A 17998-nucleotide genomic window follows, 5' to 3' on the forward strand; every position below is an offset into this window, starting at 1 on the left:
CGGACACCAGCACTGGGGTCCGGCCCTCCTTCTGTAGCGCACCACCTGCACCACGACGATTCACCAAAATCCGCACCTGAAATACAAGAGAGCTAAAGAGGTCACCGGTGACAAGCACCAAACCTGTAGTACTCCTCGCTGAGGAACTTTCGCCCGCCACGATCGAGGCCCTCGGCCCGGACTTTGACATCCGCCAGACCGACGGCGCCGACCGTTCCCAGCTGCTCTCTGCGATCGCCGACGCCGACGCGATCCTGGTCCGCTCCGCCACCCAGGTGGACGCCGAAGCCATCGCCGCCGCGAAGAACCTCAAGGTGATTGCCCGCGCCGGTGTCGGCCTGGACAACGTCGACATCAAGGCCGCCACGCAGGCAGGTGTCATGGTGGTCAACGCCCCCACCTCGAACATCGTCTCGGCCGCCGAACTCACGGTAGGCCACATCCTCAGCCTGGCCCGCCACATTCCGCAGGCCAGCGCCGCCCTCAAGGACGGCGAGTGGAAGCGCTCCAAGTACACCGGGATCGAACTGTTCGAAAAGAAGATCGGCATCATCGGCCTGGGCCGGATCGGCGCCCTCGTCGCAGCCCGTCTGAAGGGCTTCGACACCAAGATCCTGGCGTATGACCCCTACATCACCTCCGCACGGGCCGCACAGCTCGGCGTGCAGCTCGTGACGCTCGATGAGCTCCTCGCGCAGTCGGACTTCGTCACCATCCACATGCCCAAGACCCCGGAAACAGTCGGCATGCTCGGAGCCGAGGCCTTCAAGAAGATGAAGGGCACCGCCTACGTCGTCAACGTCGCCCGTGGCGGCCTCGTGGATGAAGAAGCCCTTTACGCGGCCCTGGAGTCCGGCGAGATCGCCGGCGCCGCCGTCGACGTCTTCGTCAAGGAGCCCAGCACGGACCTGCCGTTCTTCAAGCTCGACAACGTCGTGGTGACCCCGCACCTGGGCGCATCCACCGACGAAGCGCAGGAGAAGGCCGGCGTCTCCGTCGCCAGGTCCGTGCGCCTGGCTCTGGCCGGTGAACTCGTGCCCGACGCCGTGAACGTCGCCGGCGGCGTCATCGCCCCTGACGTGCGCCCCGGCATCCCGCTCATCGAAAAGCTGGGCCGCATCTTCACGGCGCTCACCCATGCCTCGCTCACCCAGTTCGACGTCGAGGTGGCCGGAGAAATCTCCTCCCTCGATGTGAAGGTGCTGGAGCTGGCGGCGCTGAAGGGCATCTTCGCCGACATCGTGACCGAGCAGGTCTCCTACGTCAACGCCCCGGTGATCGCCGAACAGCGCGGCATCAACGTCCGCCTCATCACGACGCCGGACACCGAGTCCTACCGCAACGTCCTGACCCTGCGCGGCGCGCTCAGTGACGGGACCCAGATCTCGGTGGCCGGAACCCTGACCGGCCCGAAGCAGATCCAGAAGCTCGTCGGCGTCAACGGCTACGAGGTGGAAATCCCGATCAGTGAGCACCTCGTGGTGGTTGCCTATGCGGACCGCCCCGGCGTCATCGGCACGATCGGGCACATCCTGGGCATGAACAACATCAACATCGCCGGCATGCAGGTCGCGCGCCAGACCGAGGGCGGGCAGGTGCTGGCCCTGCTCACCATTGACAGCTCCGTTCCGCAGCAGGTCCTGGACGCGATCAAGGCCGGAATCGGCGCTGACATGGTCCGCGAGGTTGACCTCGAGGACTGAAGTCCCCGCCGTGGGCGCCGGCGGCGGCACAGCCGCTGCCGGCGGCCACGAATGAGTTGCCGGTCTGCGTACAATGGCTAGGTCCGAATTTCGGATCTTGGCCGGCAGACCGGCCTTTACTTTTTGTACGCCCGGCAGGGGACGCCTTCAATTCCGCAGGAAATGAACAGCGGCGTGCGCACGCAATCCAGCTTTCAGGAGCCCAATGAACGCCGTCCAGAGGTTCATCAGAAGCAGAGTGCTTTTGCTGACCGCGTCCATTTTGATCGTGGCCATGTGCCTGTCCGTCCTCGTCCAGGGCCAGTCCCAGGCGGCGCTGAACCGGACCGTTGACCAGAACTCCCGGGGCCTCTACGACGTCCTGGTCCAGGCCAAGCCGGACAGCAGCGGCGGCCTCATGCAGCCGGATATCGCTACCGGCCAGGGCGGCATCAGCTTCGACCAGCTCGATTCCATCCGGAAGCTGTCCGGCACCTCCGTTGCCGCGCCCATCAGCCTGGTCTCCCGCGTCACGCAGAACCTTGAGTCCCCGCGGCTCGACGCCACCGACTACCTCGGCTTCAACGCCGGACTCGCCGGCACCGCGGGGGACCCGACCGCCACGGATCCCAGCAAATGGCCGGCCGCCGAGTCGGTCCTGAGCGACTCGCCCAAGAAGTACCGGCTCACCGCCAGCGCCGTCAGCTCGGACGGCCACTCCGACAAGACCCTCTTCAAGACCACGGCCGAAGGTTCCCTCGGCAAGGCCAAGCTCGTCGAAGAGCAGGTCGCCGGCGGCAAGAACGTCCGCATCCAGGGCCCGGCAGGGGAGACGGGCATCAAGTTCCCCGCCCCCGCCGGCGGCTCCGAGCACAACCTCTTCGACCTTTCCGTCTCCCTCCCGATGGCACCGCAGGTGACCGAGTCCGTCGTCGCCGTCGACCCCGTCTCCGAACGGGCGCTGCTCGGCACGGCAGGTGACTTCCTGGCACCCCTGGAGAAGGCGCCGCCCGCCGACGCCCGCAACGCCGGAGCGATCGGCCGCCACTTCGAGAGCCTCTTCACCAGCGGCATCAGCATGGACCAGCTGAAGGAAGGCCCGGACTTCCTCGGCGTCAAGCTCAAGTACTGGGCCCCCCTGATGACCCAGTACCAGCAGGCCAAGCGTGCCGGACAGCTCACTGACGACTCGCAGGCCATCCCGCTGATCGTCCGCTCGGGCACCTCCCTGGACCTGAAATACTCGGTCAAGATCGAGGAAATCGACGACTCCGGAAAGGTCGTCAAGGACGTCGGGACAGCCACACGGTCCCTCGACAAGGACTACCTGCCGTTCGTCTCCAAGTCGCCGTTCGCGTTGGCGTGGCCAGGCTCCAAGGACCTGTCGCAGCTGATGGGCGATACCGGATCCTTCAGCCAGGGCCTCTACAACCCGGCCACCTGGAGCACCAACTTCGCCGCCGCCCCCAAGTACAAAGACGGCGAAACCGCCGGCAACGGCGCCGTGGACAAGAGTGCCACCCCGGGCGACTGGGTTACCGTGAACCGGCTGCCCGAGAAGGGCGCCAACGGCGCTCCTGTCGACCAGACCCAGCGCGACCCCGTTGACGAGCGCTCCTACCGGGAGAACCTCGAAACAGGGAAGAAGCTGGCCACCCCGCTCGCGATGGTCTACGGAACATTCGATCCCGCCAAGGTCCAGGCGGCCGCAGGCGACGTCAACCGGCTTCCCCTGGGCGGCTACGACCCGACGCCGTTCACGCTGACCAAGGATGCCACCGGGAAGGACGCCGGGAACACGGAACTCAAGCCCTCGCTGAGCGCCACGGGCCTGGCCAGCCAGTCCGCCGGCGCCATCACCGACTACTACGGCCTCGCGGCAGCCCGCGGTTTCGACAAGAACGCCAACGTGATCGACGCCGTCCGCGTCCGGGCCAAGGTGCCCGGCAGCTGGAAGCAGGCGCAGCCGGACGTGGAGAAACTCGCCAACGAGATCCGCGGCATGGGGCTCCAGGCGACGGTCGTCGCCGGTTCAGCGCGCGAGGACGCCAGCATCGCCGTTCCGGGGTACTCCAAGGACGACGCCGGCAAGGAATCACCGCTCGGCACCGTCCAACAGTCGTGGGTCCGCCAGGACGCCGCTGACGCGGTCTCCGGGTCCCTGACCGGGACCAACCTGACACTGCTCTTCCTCACCCTGTGCGGAGCGGCGCTGCTGACCGGTGCCTCGACCGTCAGCTACATCCGCAAGCGCAGGAGCGAGGCCGGGACGCTGCGGGCCATGGGCTGGACCCAGCGCAAGATCCGCTCCTGGGTACTGGCTGAATTCGGTGTCGGCGCGGCCCTCCTGGCCGTCGCCGGGACTGTCCTGAGCCTGATCAGCTGGAGCCCGGCAACCGCCATCGTCTCGGCATCGGTCCTGGTCCTGTACGTGGGCGCCGCCTACATCGCGGCGCAGCAACTGCGGCACCGCGACGAAGTAGACCAGGAACCGCAGCACGATGAACGGCTCATCCCGGTCGACTCCCCGCTCACCTTCGCCAACCGGCAGCTGAGCACGAACAAGTTCAACACCATCTCCCTCGCCGTCGCTGTCGGCGTCTTCGGGGCGTCGGTGGGCGGACTCGTGGCCCTGCTGATCGACATCCCCCGGGCCGCCGGAGCCAGCGCGCTGAGCGGGCTGGCCGCGGCCAGCATCGCACTGCCGAGCATCATCCTGGGCCTGTCGGGAGTGGCCGTCGGGCTCCTGCTGACCATGGTCACCGGACGCTTCGAGCTGCAGGCCAAGCGCCAGTACCTCGGCACGCTGCAGGCCATGGGCTGGAACCCGGACATGCTCGGCCAGGTGCGTTTCTTCGAAAACGCCATGGTAGGAACTGTCGCACTCCCGCTCGGTGTCCTGGGCGCCCTCGGCGTCGGCCTCCTTCTCGCCCCCTATGCCGCACTCTGGGCCGCTCTCGCCGGTCTTGTGGCTGTACTTTGCTGGATTCCCATTGCAACGAAAGTGGTCCAATGACTAACGAGCTGAACCTTGACCGGGCGGCACACGACCGGATGACGGAAAGCACCCGCCGCGGGGGACACAAGACCCGCGCCAACACGATCGTGAAGGCTGCGGACCACGCAACCCCGTTGGAACTGAGCAACATCACCATCCACTACGGCGGAGGCAAGGGCGGCGCCGAAGCCGTCAACGTGGTGGACGATTTCAACTTGACCCTGCACGCCGGTGAGATGCACTGTGTCGCAGGCCGTTCCGGCTCAGGCAAGACCAGCATCCTCACGGTCGGTGCGGGCCTGACCCTGCCGACGTCGGGCCGCGTGTTCTGGGAGGGCGATTCCCTCGAAACCATGGGCGACGACGAGATCGCCGACCGCCGCCGGGCCCTCATCGGCTACGTTGACCAGGGCGGTGCCCTGATTGACGGGATGAGCGCGCTGGAGAACGTCCTGCTGCCGGCCGTGCCCGACGGGGAGGTCGAGAAGCGCCGCGACATGGCCAAGGACCTCCTGGACCTCGTGGGCCTGGGCAGGCGCATGCGCCACCGCCCGGCCCAGCTTTCCGGCGGTGAACGCCAGCGGGTGGCGATCGCCCGGGCGCTGATCCTCGGCACCCGCGTCCTGGTCGTCGACGAGCCCACGGCCAGCCTGGACCGTGCTTCCGCCAACCGCATCATCAGCATCCTCAAGGACACGACCTCGGACGGCATCGCCGTGCTCGTCGCTTCACACGACCACGAACTTGTCCGCCAGAGCGATACCCTGACCGAACTGATCTAGGTTTAGACCGTGACTTCTTCTGAAAAACCCCCGTTCTACATCACCACGGCCATCAGCTACCCCAACGGCGTGCCGCACATCGGCCACGCCTACGAGGTCATCGCCACCGACGCCATGGCGCGTTTCAAGCGGCTGGACGGCTTCGACGTCTTCTTTATGACGGGCACGGACGAGCACGGGCTCAAGATGCAGCAGACCGCGGAAAAGGAAGGCATCCCGGTCAAGGAACTGGCCGACCGGAACTCCGCCGCGTTCCGCCAGATGAGCGATGACCTGGGCATCTCGCTCGACCGCTTCATCCGCACGACGGATCCGGACCACTACGAAGCGGCCAAGGCCCTCTGGCAGCGGATGGAATCCAACGAGGACATATACCTCTCCAAGTACGCCGGCTGGTACTCCGTCCGCGACGAGCGCTACTTCGTCGAGGACGAGACCGAAGTCCACCCGGACGGGCTGCGCTACGCGAGCGAGACCGGCACCGAAGTCACCTGGACCGAGGAGGAAAGCTACTTCTTCAAGCTCTCCGCCTATCAGGACCAGCTGCTGGCCCTCTATGCGGAGCACCCGGACTTCGGCGCCCCCCACAGCCGCTTCAACGAGGTCATCAGCTTCGTCAAGGGCGGCCTGGAAGACCTGTCGATCAGCCGGACCTCGTTCGACTGGGGCGTGCCCGTCCCGGGCAACCCCGGGCACGTGATGTACGTGTGGGTTGATGCGCTGACCAACTACCTGACCGGGGTCGGTTTCCCCGACACCGAGTCCGAGTCCTTCCAGAAGTACTGGCCGGCCGACGTCCACGTGATCGGCAAGGACATTTCCCGCTTCCACGCCGTCTACTGGCCCGCCTTCCTGATGTCCGCCGGGCTGGAACTGCCCAAGCGGGTGATGATCCACGGGCACCTGCAGAACCAGGGCGTCAAGATGTCCAAGTCCCTCGGCAACGTCGTGGCCCCTGCGGACTGGGTAGCCCAGTACGGCCTGGACCAAGTCCGCTTCTTCCTGCTCCGCGAGGTCCCCTTCGGTGCCGACGGGAACTACAGCCATGACGCGATCGTGGGCCGGATGAACTCGGACCTGGCCAACAACTTCGGCAACCTCGCACAGCGATCGCTGTCCATGGTGGCCAAGAACTGTGGCGGCCAGGTTCCTTTCCCGGGCGGGTTCTCCGCTGAGGACGCCGCCCTGCTGGGCCAGGCCTACGGCCTGCTGGACATCTCCCGCGCCGCGTTCGAAAAGCAGGAGTTCAGCCGTGCGCTGGAGGCGATCTGGGGCGTCCTGGGGGACACCAACGCCTACTTCGCCGAACAGGCCCCCTGGGTGCTGCGCAAGACCGACGTCGAGCGCATGAACACGGTCCTCTACGTCACACTGGAGGTGCTGCGCATCGTTTCGATCCTGGCGCAGCCGGTCATGCCGACGGCGGCCTCGGCGATTCTCGACACCCTCGGCCAGACGGAGGGGGCGGCACGCGACTTCGCCGCCATCGCCGAACCGATCGCGGCCGGCACCGCCCTGCCTGCACCCGCCCCGGCCTTCCCGAAGTACGAGGAGCCCGCCGAGGCGTAGCCCCCTCTACCGACGCTCCCGCAGATCCGGCGGTGGTTCGGGTGACGCTCCCGCAGATCCGGCGGCGTTTCAGGTGACGCTCCCGCACCTCCGGCGGCGTTTCAGTTGACGCTCCCGCACCTCCGCTTTGGAGGAGCGGGAGCGTGTCGCTTTTTGTTGCAGGAAGTGCGGGAACGTTTCGTCTTTTCTTGCAAGACGTGAGGGAGCGTCGTATAAGTGTTCGGATAATGAGACGACTTGACCAGAATGTGGATCGCTTGGCTAACCTGAAACCATGAGCGCATCGACGATTGACCTGGCTGTCATCCCCGGCGACGGCATCGGCCCGGAGGTCACGGCCGAAGCCCTGAAAGTCCTGGAAAAAGCCGCCGCCGCCGAGGGCATCGTGCTGCAGCAGACCCACTACAAGCTGGGCGCGCAGCACTGGCTCGAAACGGGTGAGACCCTGCCCGCGGCAACCCTCGCGGATCTCCGCACCCGCGACGCCATCCTGTTCGGCGCCGTCGGGGCGGCGCCCGGCGACACCCGGATCCCCTCCGGCATCATCGAGCGCGAGCTGCTGCTGAAGCTGCGCTTCAGCCTGGACCACTTCGTCAACCTGCGGCCCTCCCGCCTGTACGCGGGCGTCCGCAGCCCGCTCGCCGAGCCCGGCGAGATCGACTTCATCGTGGTCCGCGAGGGCACCGAAGGTCCCTATGTGGGCAACGGCGGCACGCTGCGGGCCGGGACCCGGCACGAGGTCGCAACCGAGGTCTCGCTGAATACGGCCTACGGTGTGGAGCGCGTGGTCCGGGACGCTTTCCGCCGGGCCAACGAGCGGCCCCGCAAGAAGCTGACCCTCGTGCACAAGCACAACGTCCTCGTCTTCGCCGGGCACCTCTGGAAGCGCACCGTTGAGGCGGTGGCCCAGGAATTCCCCGACGTCACCCACGACTACCTCCACGTCGACGCGGCCACGATCTTCATGGTCACCGACCCGGCACGCTTCGACGTGATTGTCACGGACAACCTCTTCGGCGACATCATCACCGACCTCGCCGCGGCCGTCACCGGCGGGATCGGCCTGGCGGCGTCGGGCAACATCAACATGGACCGCACGGCGCCCTCCATGTTCGAACCCGTCCACGGTTCCGCCCCGGACATCGCCGGCCAGCAGAAGGCTGATCCCACCGCCGCCATCCTCTCCGCAGCGCTCCTGCTGGACCACCTAGGGCACGCGTCGGCAGCCCGGAAGATCGAGGCGGCAGTCGTCGCGGACGTCGAAAGCCGCGGGGGCGGGTCCCGGAGCACCAGCGCGATCGGCGATGCCATCGCCGGCGCCCTCTAGGGCCCTGCGGGTCCCGGCTTCGGGCGTAAGCTTGTTTCGAATCACCAACATGCTGCCGTGGTCCGAGGATGAACCACGTTCACACACCAGGCAGCCGATCGTGGAGGAACCATGACTCAGACTGCCCATGGCGTCGAATTCACCCAGCAGCTCTCGGCGACCCCGAAGTCTGCTGAAGAGCGTGCAGCCATCCTGGCCAACCCGGGTTTCGGCGACTATTTCACCGACCACACCGCGATTGTCGACTACAGCGTTGACGTCGAGGGCAACGGTGGCTGGCACGATGCGCGGGTGGAGCCCTACGGTCCCATTTCCCTGGATCCCTCCGCGGCGGTGCTGCATTACGGCCAGGAGATCTTCGAGGGACTCAAGGCCTACCGCCACGCCGACGGGTCTATCTGGACGTTCCGTCCGGAGGCCAACGCCGCGCGCCTGAACAAGTCCGCCCGCCGCCTGGCCCTGCCCGAGCTTCCGGAAGAGTACTTCCTGGGCGCCATCCGCGAACTGGTGTCCGTTGACAAGGGGTGGGTGCCCTCCGGTGACGGCGAGGCCCTCTACCTGCGTCCGTTCATGATCGCCACCGAGGCCTTCCTCGGCGTCCGCGCCGCCCGTGAAGTCTCCTTCCGCGTCATCGCCTCCCCGGCCGGCAACTACTTCGGGGGCGAGCTCAAGCCGGTCTCCATCTGGATCTCCCGCGAATACGCCCGCGCCGGCCGTGGCGGCACCGGCGCCGCCAAGTGCGGCGGCAACTACGCGGCCTCGCTCATCGCCCAGCAGGAGGCCGAGGCGCACGGCTGCAAGCAGGTCCTCTTCCTGGACCAGTTCAACGACAACGCGGTCGAGGAACTCGGCGGCATGAACGTCTTCTTCGTGATGAAGGACGGCTCGTTGGTCACCCCCGCGCTGAGCGGCACCATCCTCGAGGGCGTCACCCGCTCCTCCGTGATCCAGGTTGCCAAGGACATGGGCCGCGAAGTCACCGAACGCAAGATCACCCTGGATGAATGGCGCGACGGCGTCGCCTCCGGCGAGATCGTCGAGGTCTTCGCCTGCGGTACCGCCGCCGTCATCACCCCGATCGGCGTGCTCAAGGACAACACCGAGTTCATCGGTTCCGAGGACGCGAAGGCGGGGGAGACCACCATGGCCATCCGCGCACAGCTGCTCGGGATCCAGACCGGAACCGTCGAGGACACCCACGGCTGGTTGACCCGCCTGGTCTGACCCATAGCCCAGCCTCCGGATTGCCGGAGCGTTCGACGGCGGCTCCCCACCACTGGTGAATCTTTGGTGTGGGGCCGCCGTCGTTGTGCGGGCGGGGACACCGCTACCGGCCATCATTGCGGCATTGCTCCTCGTGTAGGGACCGCATTCGGTGCGAAGATGGAACTGTGACCCCGGACGAACAGCGCACCGTTGCGCGCAGCACCCACCTGACGCGCTTCCGCCTTGCCCCGAATCCGGGCCCGATGAGCCTGCACGGCACCAACTCCTACGTGATCGCGGCCCCCGGTGCCGCCAGCACCGTCGTCGTGGATCCCGGTCCCGCTGACGAGCAGCATCTGCAGGAGCTGGCCGGGGCAGGCGCCGTCGAACTCATCCTCATCACGCACCGGCATGCGGACCACAGCGCCGGGGCCGAACGCTTCGCCGAACTCACCGGCGCCCCGGTCAGGGCCGCGGACCCCCAGCACTGCCACGGCGGCACCCCGCTGGCGGACGGGGAGGTCATCCACGCCGCGGGGGTGGAAATCCGGGTCCTGGCGACGCCGGGCCACACCTCGGATTCGGTCTGCTTCCACCTGCCGCAGGACGGCGCCCACGGTTCCGTGCTGACCGGAGACACCATTCTGGGCCTCGGCACCACCGTCCTGGACTACCCCGATGGCACCCTCGGCCACTACCTCGACTCGCTGGACCGGCTCGAAAGACTCGGCCCCGCAACCGTCCTGCCCGCCCACGGTCCCATGCTCCCGGCCCTGGATACCATCGCCCGCGCGTACCGTGACCACCGGCAGGGCCGGCTGGCACAGGTCCGGGCCGCCCTGGCCGACCTCGGCGCGGACGCCGGTGTAGCCGACGTCGCCGACGCAGTGTACGCCGCCGTCGATCCCGCCGTTCGGCCCGCGGCGGAACTCTCCGTGGCCGCCCAGCTCGAGTATCTGCGCTCCGGCCTTGGCGCTGCCTGAGGGGCGCGGCCGGAGACGGTACGCTTGGAGCCATGCGTATCGCCCGGTTTGTAGTCGATTCTGATCCCCTCTACGGCATTGTTGAAGGTGACCCCGGCAGTGAGGAAGTCACTGTCATCAAGGGTGACCCCTTCTTCCACGGCGTGGAACGAACCCTCATGAAGCACAAGCTCGAGGACGTCCGACTCCTTGCGCCGATCATTCCCCGCAGCAAGGTGATCGGCGTCGGCCGCAACTTCGCGGAGCACGCGCACGAGCTCGGCAACGAGGTTCCCCAGCAGCCCTTGCTGTTCCTGAAGCCGAACACTTCCGTGATCGGCCCCAACGATCCGATCATCCTGCCGGAGTTCTCCGAGGAAGTGTCCTTCGAAGCCGAGTTGTGCGTTGTGATCGGCCGGATCTGCAAGGACGTGCCGGAAGAACGCGTCGACGACGTCGTCTTCGGCTACACCTGCGGCAACGACCTCACCGCCCGCGACGTCCAGAAGACCGACCTCCAGTGGGCCCGGGCCAAGGGCTTCGACACCTCGGCTCCGCTGGGGCCGTGGATCGAGACCGACCTCGATACCGAGGACCTGCAGATCCAGGGCCGGCTCAACGGCGAACTGCGCCAGGACGGCAGCACCAGCCAGATGATCCGCGGCGTCCGTGAACTCGTCTCCATCGTCTCGCGGGCGTTCACCCTCCTGCCCGGCGACGTCATCATGACAGGCACCCCGGCCGGCGTCGGCGTGGTTCAGGCCGGTGACCGCTTCGAGGTCGAGATCGAGGGCATCGGCCGGCTCTCCAACCCGGTCGTGCGCCGCTAGGCACCCCGACGGCGGCGACCCTCGGTTTCCGCGCCGATTCCGGACAGCCGCTACATGGATCCACCTGGCGGCTGTCCGTTTTCGCAGCGGATTCGACAGCGGATTTCGCAACCGGGATCAATACAGTACACGCGGTAAAGTTGGAGTCACTATGACTACTCCTTCTGCGCCCGCCGCCGTCCCCAGCTCAGCCACCCGTGAAGTGACCCGTGACGTCACCGCCGAAACGCCGGTCCGGGTCCGGTTCTGCCCGTCGCCCACGGGCACCCCGCACGTCGGCCTGATCCGGACGGCCCTCTTCAACTGGGCCCACGCCCGGCACACCAAGGGCACATTCGTGTTCCGCATCGAGGACACGGACGCCGCGCGCGACTCGGAGGAGAGCTACCAGCAGCTGCTTGAAGCGCTCAAATGGCTGGGCATCAGCTGGGAAGAGGGCGTGGAAGTCGGCGGACCGCACGAGCCCTACCGCCAGTCGCAGCGCCTGGACCTGTACAAGGACGTCGTCGCCAAGCTGATGGATGCCGGCTACGCCTACGAGTGCTACTCCTCGCCCGAGGAAGTCGAGGCACGGCACCGGGCCGCCGGCCGCGACCCCAAGCTCGGCTATGACAACTTCGACCGTGAGCTCTCCGCGGAGCAGCTGGCCGCGTTCAAGGCCGAGGGCCGCCAGCCCGTGCTGCGCGTGCGGATGCCGGACGAGGACGTCACCTTCACCGACATGGTCCGCGGCGACATCACCTTCAAGGCCGGCAGCATCCCGGACTACGTCATTGTCCGTGCCGACGGCTCCCCGCTGTACACCCTGGTCAACCCCGTCGACGACGCCCTCATGGGCATCACGCACGTCCTCCGCGGCGAGGACCTGCTCTCGTCGACACCGCGCCAGGTGGTCCTCATCCGGGCGCTCATGGAGATCGGTGTCGCCAGCTACATGCCGGCCTTCGGGCACCTGCCGTACGTCATGGGCGAGGGCAACAAGAAGCTCTCCAAGCGTGATCCGCAGTCCAACCTGTTCCTGCTCCGGGACCGCGGCTTCATCCCCGAAGGCCTGCTCAACTACCTGTCCCTGCTTGGCTGGAGCCTCTCCGCCGATGAAGACATCTTCACGGTGGACCAGCTGATCGAGAATTTCGACGTCAACGACGTCCTCGCCAACCCGGCCCGCTTCGACATCAAGAAGGCCGAAGCCATCAACGGCACGCACATCCGGATGCTCGACGCCGGGGATTTCCGCAGCCGTCTCGTACCCTACCTGCAGGCTGCCGGGTTCGTGGGGGAGAGCCTCACTGCCCGTGAGGAGGAGATCCTCGCCGAGGCCGCGCCGCTGATCCAGGAGCGGATCTCGCTGCTGGGCGAAGCTCCGGAGATGCTCGCGTTCCTGTTCAAGGCCGACAACGCCATCGACGTCGCGGATGATGCCCGCAAGGGCCTGCCGGAGAACCTCACCGAGGTGCTCGACGCCGCCCTCGCCGCGCTGGAACCCCTCGGCGAGTGGACGGCGGAGAACATCCAGGCTGCCCTCAAGGAGGCCCTCGTCGAGGGCCTCGGCGTGAAGCCGCGCCTGGCTTTCGGCCCGGTCCGCACGGCGATCTCAGGGCGCCGGATCTCCCCGCCCCTCTTCGAATCCATGGTCATCCTGGGCAAGGACTCGTCCCTGGCCCGGCTGCGCGCCTTCCGCGGCTGATGATGACAGCCCCCGGGCCCGGAAACGCCGCGCTGGCCACCGGCCTGGGCGCCATCCGCGGTGTCCTGTTCGATATCGACGACACACTGGTGGACCTTGAGTTCGCCATGACGGCTGCGCTGCGGGACGTCAGCGAGCACCTCCTCCCCGGCCTGGACCAGGCCGGGTGGGAGAAGTTCGGGCGGATCTTCACCCGGGAGACCACCCACTTCTACGACCGCTATCTGGCCGGCGAGCTGAGCTTCAATGAACAACGGCTGCTCCGCGGCCGGGCGGCCCTGGGGCACTTCGGCGTCGAGCTGGAGGAAGGCGAGCAGGCCCACCACTGGGTGAGTTCCTACGCGAGCCGCCAGCACGGCTACATCCGGGCGTTCGACGACGTCACCCCGCTCCTGGATGCCCTCGACTCCGCCGGCATACCCTACGGTGCCGTGAGCAACAACGTCCACGACTACCAGCGGGTGAAGCTCGACGCTGCGGGACTGGAACGCATCAGCGTGCTTGTAGGCACCGACACCGTCGGTGTCCCGAAGCCGGATCCCGCCATCTACCTTGAGGGGGTCCGGCGCCTCGGCACCGGTGCCGGCGAAACGCTGTACGTCGGCGACAACAGGCTCCTCGACGCTGAAGGCTCGACGGCGGCCGGCCTCACGGGCGTGTGGCTGAACCGCGGCGGAGAGCCCGCCCCGGGATTCCTCGGGCGGGAGATCAGCTCGCTGCTGGAACTGCTGGAGGACGGTGTATAGCCTCCTGGCCCGGGGCGGCGGTGCCGTTCCGGGGACCGGGGCCTTAATGCTCCCGGCCAAGCTCTCCGATTGGGAGGGCTTGCCTGTGGGGCCGCACTTTGTGGTCCTCCGGATCGGGCTGGTGCTCCTGGCCGTGCTCCTGGCGCTGGCTGTCCGCAGTAAGATCCTCAAGCGTGTCTGGGGGATGGGGTGGCGCCGCGCGGCCATAGGCTGCGGTGCCGGGGCAGTCCTTTTTTACGTTGTCTGGATCGTCTACCTCGGCGGCGTCATGCCCTCGGAGACGGTTGCGCGCAACTGGAACATTGCATGGCTCGGACTGGATGCGTTCGAAGGCCTGAGCGCCCTGTTGACGTTGCTGTTCCTGCTCCGGCGCAGCCCCTACGCGGTGCTGACCACCGCGGCGTTCTGCACGAGTCTGTGCATCGACGCCTTATTCGACGTCACCACGGCCGCCCCCGGAGTGCCCCTGACCACGGCTGTGCTTGAGGCCGTGCTTGTCGAGCTTCCCTTCGCTGTCCTCTCCGGTGCCCTCGCCCTCAAGCTCCTCAATGCCAGCCACCCGTCGCGGCTGCCGCCCGCCGTGGAGCAGGCGCCCGCAGCGGATTGATCGGCCGGCACTCAGGATTCGTCCAGTTTTGTCCCCTTTACTTGGGGCTGAAACTTTCGTTTTGAGGAGATACTACGTGGAACAGCCCCCCTACCCCGAAGGCGTCGCACGGCCGCCGGTCGCCGCACACCAGAGCACGCAGGCACCTCCGACCGTGCCTGTGCCCCAGACCGGTCCCGCAGCCGGGCCCTTCGCCGGACCCCAGCCCGGCTATGCGGCGGGATTCCCGGTCAGGAAGAAGTGGTGGAGCCTGCCGAAAGTCCTGGTGGCTGCAGGTATTGCAGTCCTTCTCGCAGGCGGAGGCGGGGGAGTGATCGGGTACTCCTTGGGAAAGACCGATGCCACGCGCCAGGTCGCACAGAGATTCCAGAACGGACGACCGAACGGCGCTAACGGTCAGGCCCGCCGTGGCCCCGGTCAGGGTCAGGTCCAGCCGACGGCCCCGAGCACTCCGGGCGGCGCCATCAACCCTTAGGCCCCGGTCCAGCCGTTCAGCGCGCCAACCGGCCAAGAAGAGCGGCAGCAATGCTGATCATTGCGATCGCGGACAAAAGCAGCACGGCGAAATCGAGGAAGAGGCTGGCCGGGTACAGGGCATTCGAGGCGAAGAACAGGGCATGGTGATTGCCTGCCCGATCCCCATGACCCGCTCCCGGTTCACTACCAGACCCGCGACAGTAATGGACAGGCAACAGAAGAAGGCCGAACCGAGGACCACGAAACCGGTTACTGGGAGCACGCCGGCGTCGCGGTCCCAGATGATCTGGATGCCGTAAAAGATGGCAACGAACAGTGCAGACTGGGCCAAAATGCCGGGGGCCAGATAGTCAAGGTACGGCACGTTGCCGGTCGGGATGGCCCGCAGCCGGGTGAACGTTTCCCCGAAGACCAGCAGCCAGAGGGCCGGCTGGATGGCACGGATCAGCAGTTCGGTGGTGTCATGCCGCATCTTTTGCAGTTCGACTACGCACATCGTGACGATCCTCGAGGCAAGAAGCGCGGACAGGTGCAGCACCGGGACAAGGCCGGCAGTGGGCCGGGAGACGCCCCGGACGTGGACCGGATCGGTGCTGGTGTCCCTGCGGGGGCGTGCCATCCCGGCTTCCGTCTGAGGCGACCGCGCCGAGGCCGGCCCCGGTGGAGGCCAGGAAGACGTCGTCCAACGTGGCATCGGGGCCGAGGCCCTTCTTGAGTTCGGCCGGTGTGCCGAGACCATGAATCCAGCCGTGGTGCATCATTGCGATCCGGTCGCAGTGCTGATCCGCCTCGTCCATGTAATGCGTGGTCACCAGGACAGTCATGCCGGTACTGGCCCGCACCTCCTGGATCCGGGCCCACACCGCAGCCCGCCCGATCGGGTTCCCACTGACCTCTTCCAAACCGACGGCGGCCAGCGCTGCCGCCACCACGCGACGCCGGTCCCTCCGGGGGACGTCGAAATCCGTGCGAAGAGGGCCACGTTTTCCGTTGCCGTGAGGTCGGCGTCGGCCGAGGGTGCTGGGGCACGTATCCGATCAGGCGGCGCGCCTGAAGCTTGTGCCGGGCCACGTCCACGCCGAACACCTGGATGGATCCGATCTTGGTAGTCAAGAGGGTCGTGATCATGCGGATGACTGTGGTCTTCCCGGCCCCGTTGGGTCCGAGCAACCCGAAGATCGTCCGCGCCCCCACGTCGAGGTCCACCCCGGCGACGGCCACCGTGCTGCCGAAGCTGTATCTAATGCTTTTGCACCGGACTGCGGCGACGTCATTCACCTCAGCACACTTTCCGAAAGGCTCGAACGCGGCTCCCACAGCCGAAGGCCGGGACGGGAAAGCGCCCCGGCCCACGGCGGTGGAACGCGCATCTTCAGCCTTCCGGACGGCAGCCGGGCCCGACAGTGTCAAAGGTCCTGCCCACGATGCCCTGCGCGCAAAGCGCGCGGCCGGCGGGAACACCTAGGCGCGTTCCAGCGTGGGGCGCCTGTTCCTCAGGACCAGGAATGCTGCAACGGATCCCAGTCCCAGCACTCCCACGAGCCCGAGGGCCGTGGCTGCGTCGGACTGCCCGATCATGCTGGTGGGCGAGACGGCGGCGGCGCTCGAATACAGCGTGCCGGTGCCGTCTGCGATCCGGGCATTCCCGTCGGCGAGCTTGTCCGCACCGGTGGCGAGCTGGGAGGATCCGGATGCCAGCTTGGTGTTGCCGGTGGAGAGCTCGGATGCCCCTGAAGCAAGGGCCTGGGCCCCGGTGAGCAGGCCCGGGTTGTCGGTATCACCGGGGTTCCCCTTGATGCCGGCATTCAGGGCCACGGTGCCGTCGGCCAGGCGCGAGCTTCCGTCCGTCATCTTCGCTGCGGCCTTGATCAGGCCGGGGTGCTCGGGATCCCCGGGAACTCCATCCATTCCGACGCGGATCTTGGAGGTGCCGTCAGCAAGCAGCCGGGTGCCCAGGACGACACCGGGGCTGGTGGGGTCCTGGCTGTTGAGCTTGCCGGCAAGCGTGGCGAAACCGGCAGCCAGTTTGCCGGTTCCGGCGTGGAGCTGGTCCGCTCCTGCCTGGAGCCGGGCTGCGCCTGCCTGGAGCTGGGTTGCCCCGGCGTCCAGCTTGTGGGCCCCGGCGGCGATCTTGTCGATCTTGTCCTTGACCACGGACAGCGGAACGAGTCCCTGGACGGGGTCCGAGGCGGCGGCCTGCAGGAGCTCAAGGGCTTGTGCCAGGGCAGCCGTTCCCGTGCCTGCCGCGGGGTCGTTGTTGGCGCCGCGGTAGCCCTTAAGCTGTACCGTGCCGGCGGCCAGCTCCCCGGTACCGCCGGCGAGCTGGCCGGCGCCAGCGTTGAGCTGCGTCGCGCCGTCCGCCAGGTTGTTTTCGGCGTTGCCCGCTGCGGTGGGCGTCAGGGCAGCCGATAGCTGGAGGGCTCCGGCTGCGAGCTTGTGGGCGCCGTCATCGACTTTGTAGACGCCGGGAACCAGCTTTTGGTTGACGTCGGTTTCAATCTTCACCGCTCCGGTGGAGAGCTGGCTGGCGCCGTCCTGGAGCTTGTCCGCGCCAGGGGCGAGCTTGTCGGCGATGCCCGCGTGGATCTTGTCCGCACCGGCGGAAAGCTTGCCGGCACCGGTATCGGCCTGGCTGGCGCCGTTGGCCAGTTTTCCGGCGCCTTCCTTCAGCTGCTCCGCACCGGCGGAGGCTTGGCCGGCGCCGTCCTTGAGCCTGGCGGAACCGTCGGTGATGCGCCCGGTGACGAGCGTGTAGAACCCGAACAGTGCGATGAGCAACAGGGCAAGGACGGCTATGGCGAGCTGTTGGGCCCGGGTTCGGGTCTTGCTGGCAGCGGCGGCACGACTCTGTGACACAGATGGTTCCTCTCGACGGTCTCGCCGGCAGCAGTTGCGCTGCCGGCCACCCCTGGCGGCTGTGATGCAGCTAACACCGGAAAATGATCGCAAAGCTGCCCGCAGCCAGGTGGGGGAGGGGTGGTTACTCGTTGGTAACTTACCGAGCGTAAACTTGATTTGCCCCCGTTGGCAAGGGTTTTCGGGTTTTCGGGACCGTCATGGACGCATCGCGGGTCGTTGCGGCGGCGCCCTGAAGCCCAGTCGTGGCTCGATTTGTGCAGGCGAAA

Annotated in this window: 14 protein-coding genes and 1 pseudogene; 12 read left to right on the forward strand and 3 right to left on the reverse strand. The window is 67.1% G+C overall.

Translation table 11 applies throughout. The features are described 5' to 3' along the window. The first annotated feature begins 107 nt into the window (after nt 1–107). From serA to AC1DCZ_RS05835, 12 genes are all read left to right on the forward strand, one after another. Nucleotides 108–1703, forward strand: a complete 1596-nt coding sequence (gene serA, locus AC1DCZ_RS05780; protein ID WP_476973732.1) for a phosphoglycerate dehydrogenase — start codon at nt 108–110, stop codon at nt 1701–1703. Nucleotides 1704–1908: 205 nt separating this feature from the next. Continuing rightward, nucleotides 1909–4698: an ABC transporter permease gene (locus AC1DCZ_RS05785; protein ID WP_476973733.1), complete on the forward strand. Its 2790-nt coding sequence runs from the start codon at nt 1909–1911 to the stop codon at nt 4696–4698. Next, a complete protein-coding gene (locus AC1DCZ_RS05790) occupies nt 4695–5462 on the forward strand; it encodes an ABC transporter ATP-binding protein (RefSeq protein ID WP_476895328.1) in 768 nt (255 codons plus the stop codon). The genes AC1DCZ_RS05785 and AC1DCZ_RS05790 overlap by 4 nt, the downstream gene beginning before the upstream one ends. A gap of 9 nt (nt 5463–5471) precedes the next feature. Next, nucleotides 5472–7031, forward strand: a complete 1560-nt coding sequence (gene metG, locus AC1DCZ_RS05795; RefSeq protein WP_476973734.1) for a methionine--tRNA ligase — start codon at nt 5472–5474, stop codon at nt 7029–7031. Between the two features lie 274 nt (nt 7032–7305). Next, entirely contained in the window at nt 7306–8358 is a 1053-nt protein-coding gene (locus AC1DCZ_RS05800) for a 3-isopropylmalate dehydrogenase (protein WP_476973735.1), read from the forward strand. A gap of 111 nt (nt 8359–8469) precedes the next feature. Next, nucleotides 8470–9582 (forward strand): branched-chain amino acid aminotransferase, encoded by a 1113-nt coding sequence (locus AC1DCZ_RS05805; RefSeq protein WP_476973736.1) that lies wholly within the window; start codon nt 8470–8472, stop codon nt 9580–9582. 167 nt (nt 9583–9749) lie between these two features. Further along, nucleotides 9750–10547, forward strand: coding sequence for an MBL fold metallo-hydrolase (locus tag AC1DCZ_RS05810; protein WP_476973737.1), 798 nt, complete (start codon nt 9750–9752; stop codon nt 10545–10547). Between the two features lie 32 nt (nt 10548–10579). Beyond that, the gene (locus AC1DCZ_RS05815) at nt 10580–11356 is read left to right on the forward strand and encodes a fumarylacetoacetate hydrolase family protein (RefSeq protein ID WP_476973738.1); all 777 of its coding nucleotides are present in this window, start codon (nt 10580–10582) and stop codon (nt 11354–11356) included. A 151-nt stretch (nt 11357–11507) separates the two neighbouring features. Beyond that, the gene (gene gltX, locus AC1DCZ_RS05820) at nt 11508–13043 is read left to right on the forward strand and encodes a glutamate--tRNA ligase (protein ID WP_476897004.1); all 1536 of its coding nucleotides are present in this window, start codon (nt 11508–11510) and stop codon (nt 13041–13043) included. A 2-nt stretch (nt 13044–13045) separates the two neighbouring features. After that, a complete protein-coding gene (locus AC1DCZ_RS05825) occupies nt 13046–13789 on the forward strand; it encodes an HAD family hydrolase (RefSeq protein ID WP_476973790.1) in 744 nt (247 codons plus the stop codon). Next, nucleotides 13782–14396, forward strand: a complete 615-nt coding sequence (locus tag AC1DCZ_RS05830; protein WP_476973739.1) for a hypothetical protein — start codon at nt 13782–13784, stop codon at nt 14394–14396. Before AC1DCZ_RS05825 ends, AC1DCZ_RS05830 begins: the two co-directional genes overlap by 8 nt. Nucleotides 14397–14472: 76 nt before the next feature. Then, on the forward strand, nt 14473–14871 hold the full coding sequence (locus tag AC1DCZ_RS05835; RefSeq protein ID WP_476973740.1) for a hypothetical protein: 399 nt from the start codon (nt 14473–14475) through the stop codon (nt 14869–14871). A gap of 57 nt (nt 14872–14928) precedes the next feature. On the opposite strand, the gene AC1DCZ_RS05840 is transcribed toward AC1DCZ_RS05835, so the two are convergent. The 3 genes and pseudogenes from AC1DCZ_RS05840 to AC1DCZ_RS05850 all read right to left on the reverse strand — a co-directional run bounded on the left by AC1DCZ_RS05840 (nt 14929) and on the right by AC1DCZ_RS05850 (nt 17729). Then, nucleotides 14929–15492 carry a hypothetical protein gene (locus AC1DCZ_RS05840; protein ID WP_476973796.1) on the reverse strand — a complete coding sequence of 188 codons (564 nt, stop codon included), beginning with the start codon at nt 15490–15492 and terminating at the stop codon, nt 14929–14931. A 377-nt stretch (nt 15493–15869) separates the two neighbouring features. Then, nucleotides 15870–16334, reverse strand: a pseudogene (locus AC1DCZ_RS05845) (ATP-binding cassette domain-containing protein); the annotation flags it as partial. Next, a complete protein-coding gene (locus tag AC1DCZ_RS05850) occupies nt 16335–17729 on the reverse strand; it encodes a hypothetical protein (protein WP_476973741.1) in 1395 nt (464 codons plus the stop codon). Nucleotides 17730–17998 lie beyond the last annotated feature (269 nt).

The organism is Arthrobacter sp. 10N418, assembly GCF_056394725.1.

Coding starts and splice junctions, on each gene's coding strand:
- AC1DCZ_RS05785 (WP_476973733.1), top strand. CDS start 1,909: ATGAACGCCGTCCAGAGGTTCATCAGAAGCAGAGTGCTTTTGCTGACC.
- AC1DCZ_RS05790 (WP_476895328.1), top strand. CDS start 4,695: ATGACTAACGAGCTGAACCTTGACCGGGCGGCACACGACCGGATGACG.
- AC1DCZ_RS05800 (WP_476973735.1), top strand. CDS start 7,306: ATGAGCGCATCGACGATTGACCTGGCTGTCATCCCCGGCGACGGCATC.
- AC1DCZ_RS05805 (WP_476973736.1), top strand. CDS start 8,470: ATGACTCAGACTGCCCATGGCGTCGAATTCACCCAGCAGCTCTCGGCG.
- AC1DCZ_RS05815 (WP_476973738.1), top strand. CDS start 10,580: ATGCGTATCGCCCGGTTTGTAGTCGATTCTGATCCCCTCTACGGCATT.
- gltX (WP_476897004.1), top strand. CDS start 11,508: ATGACTACTCCTTCTGCGCCCGCCGCCGTCCCCAGCTCAGCCACCCGT.
- AC1DCZ_RS05825 (WP_476973790.1), top strand. CDS start 13,046: ATGACAGCCCCCGGGCCCGGAAACGCCGCGCTGGCCACCGGCCTGGGC.
- AC1DCZ_RS05840 (WP_476973796.1), bottom strand. CDS start 15,492: ATGGCACGCCCCCGCAGGGACACCAGCACCGATCCGGTCCACGTCCGG.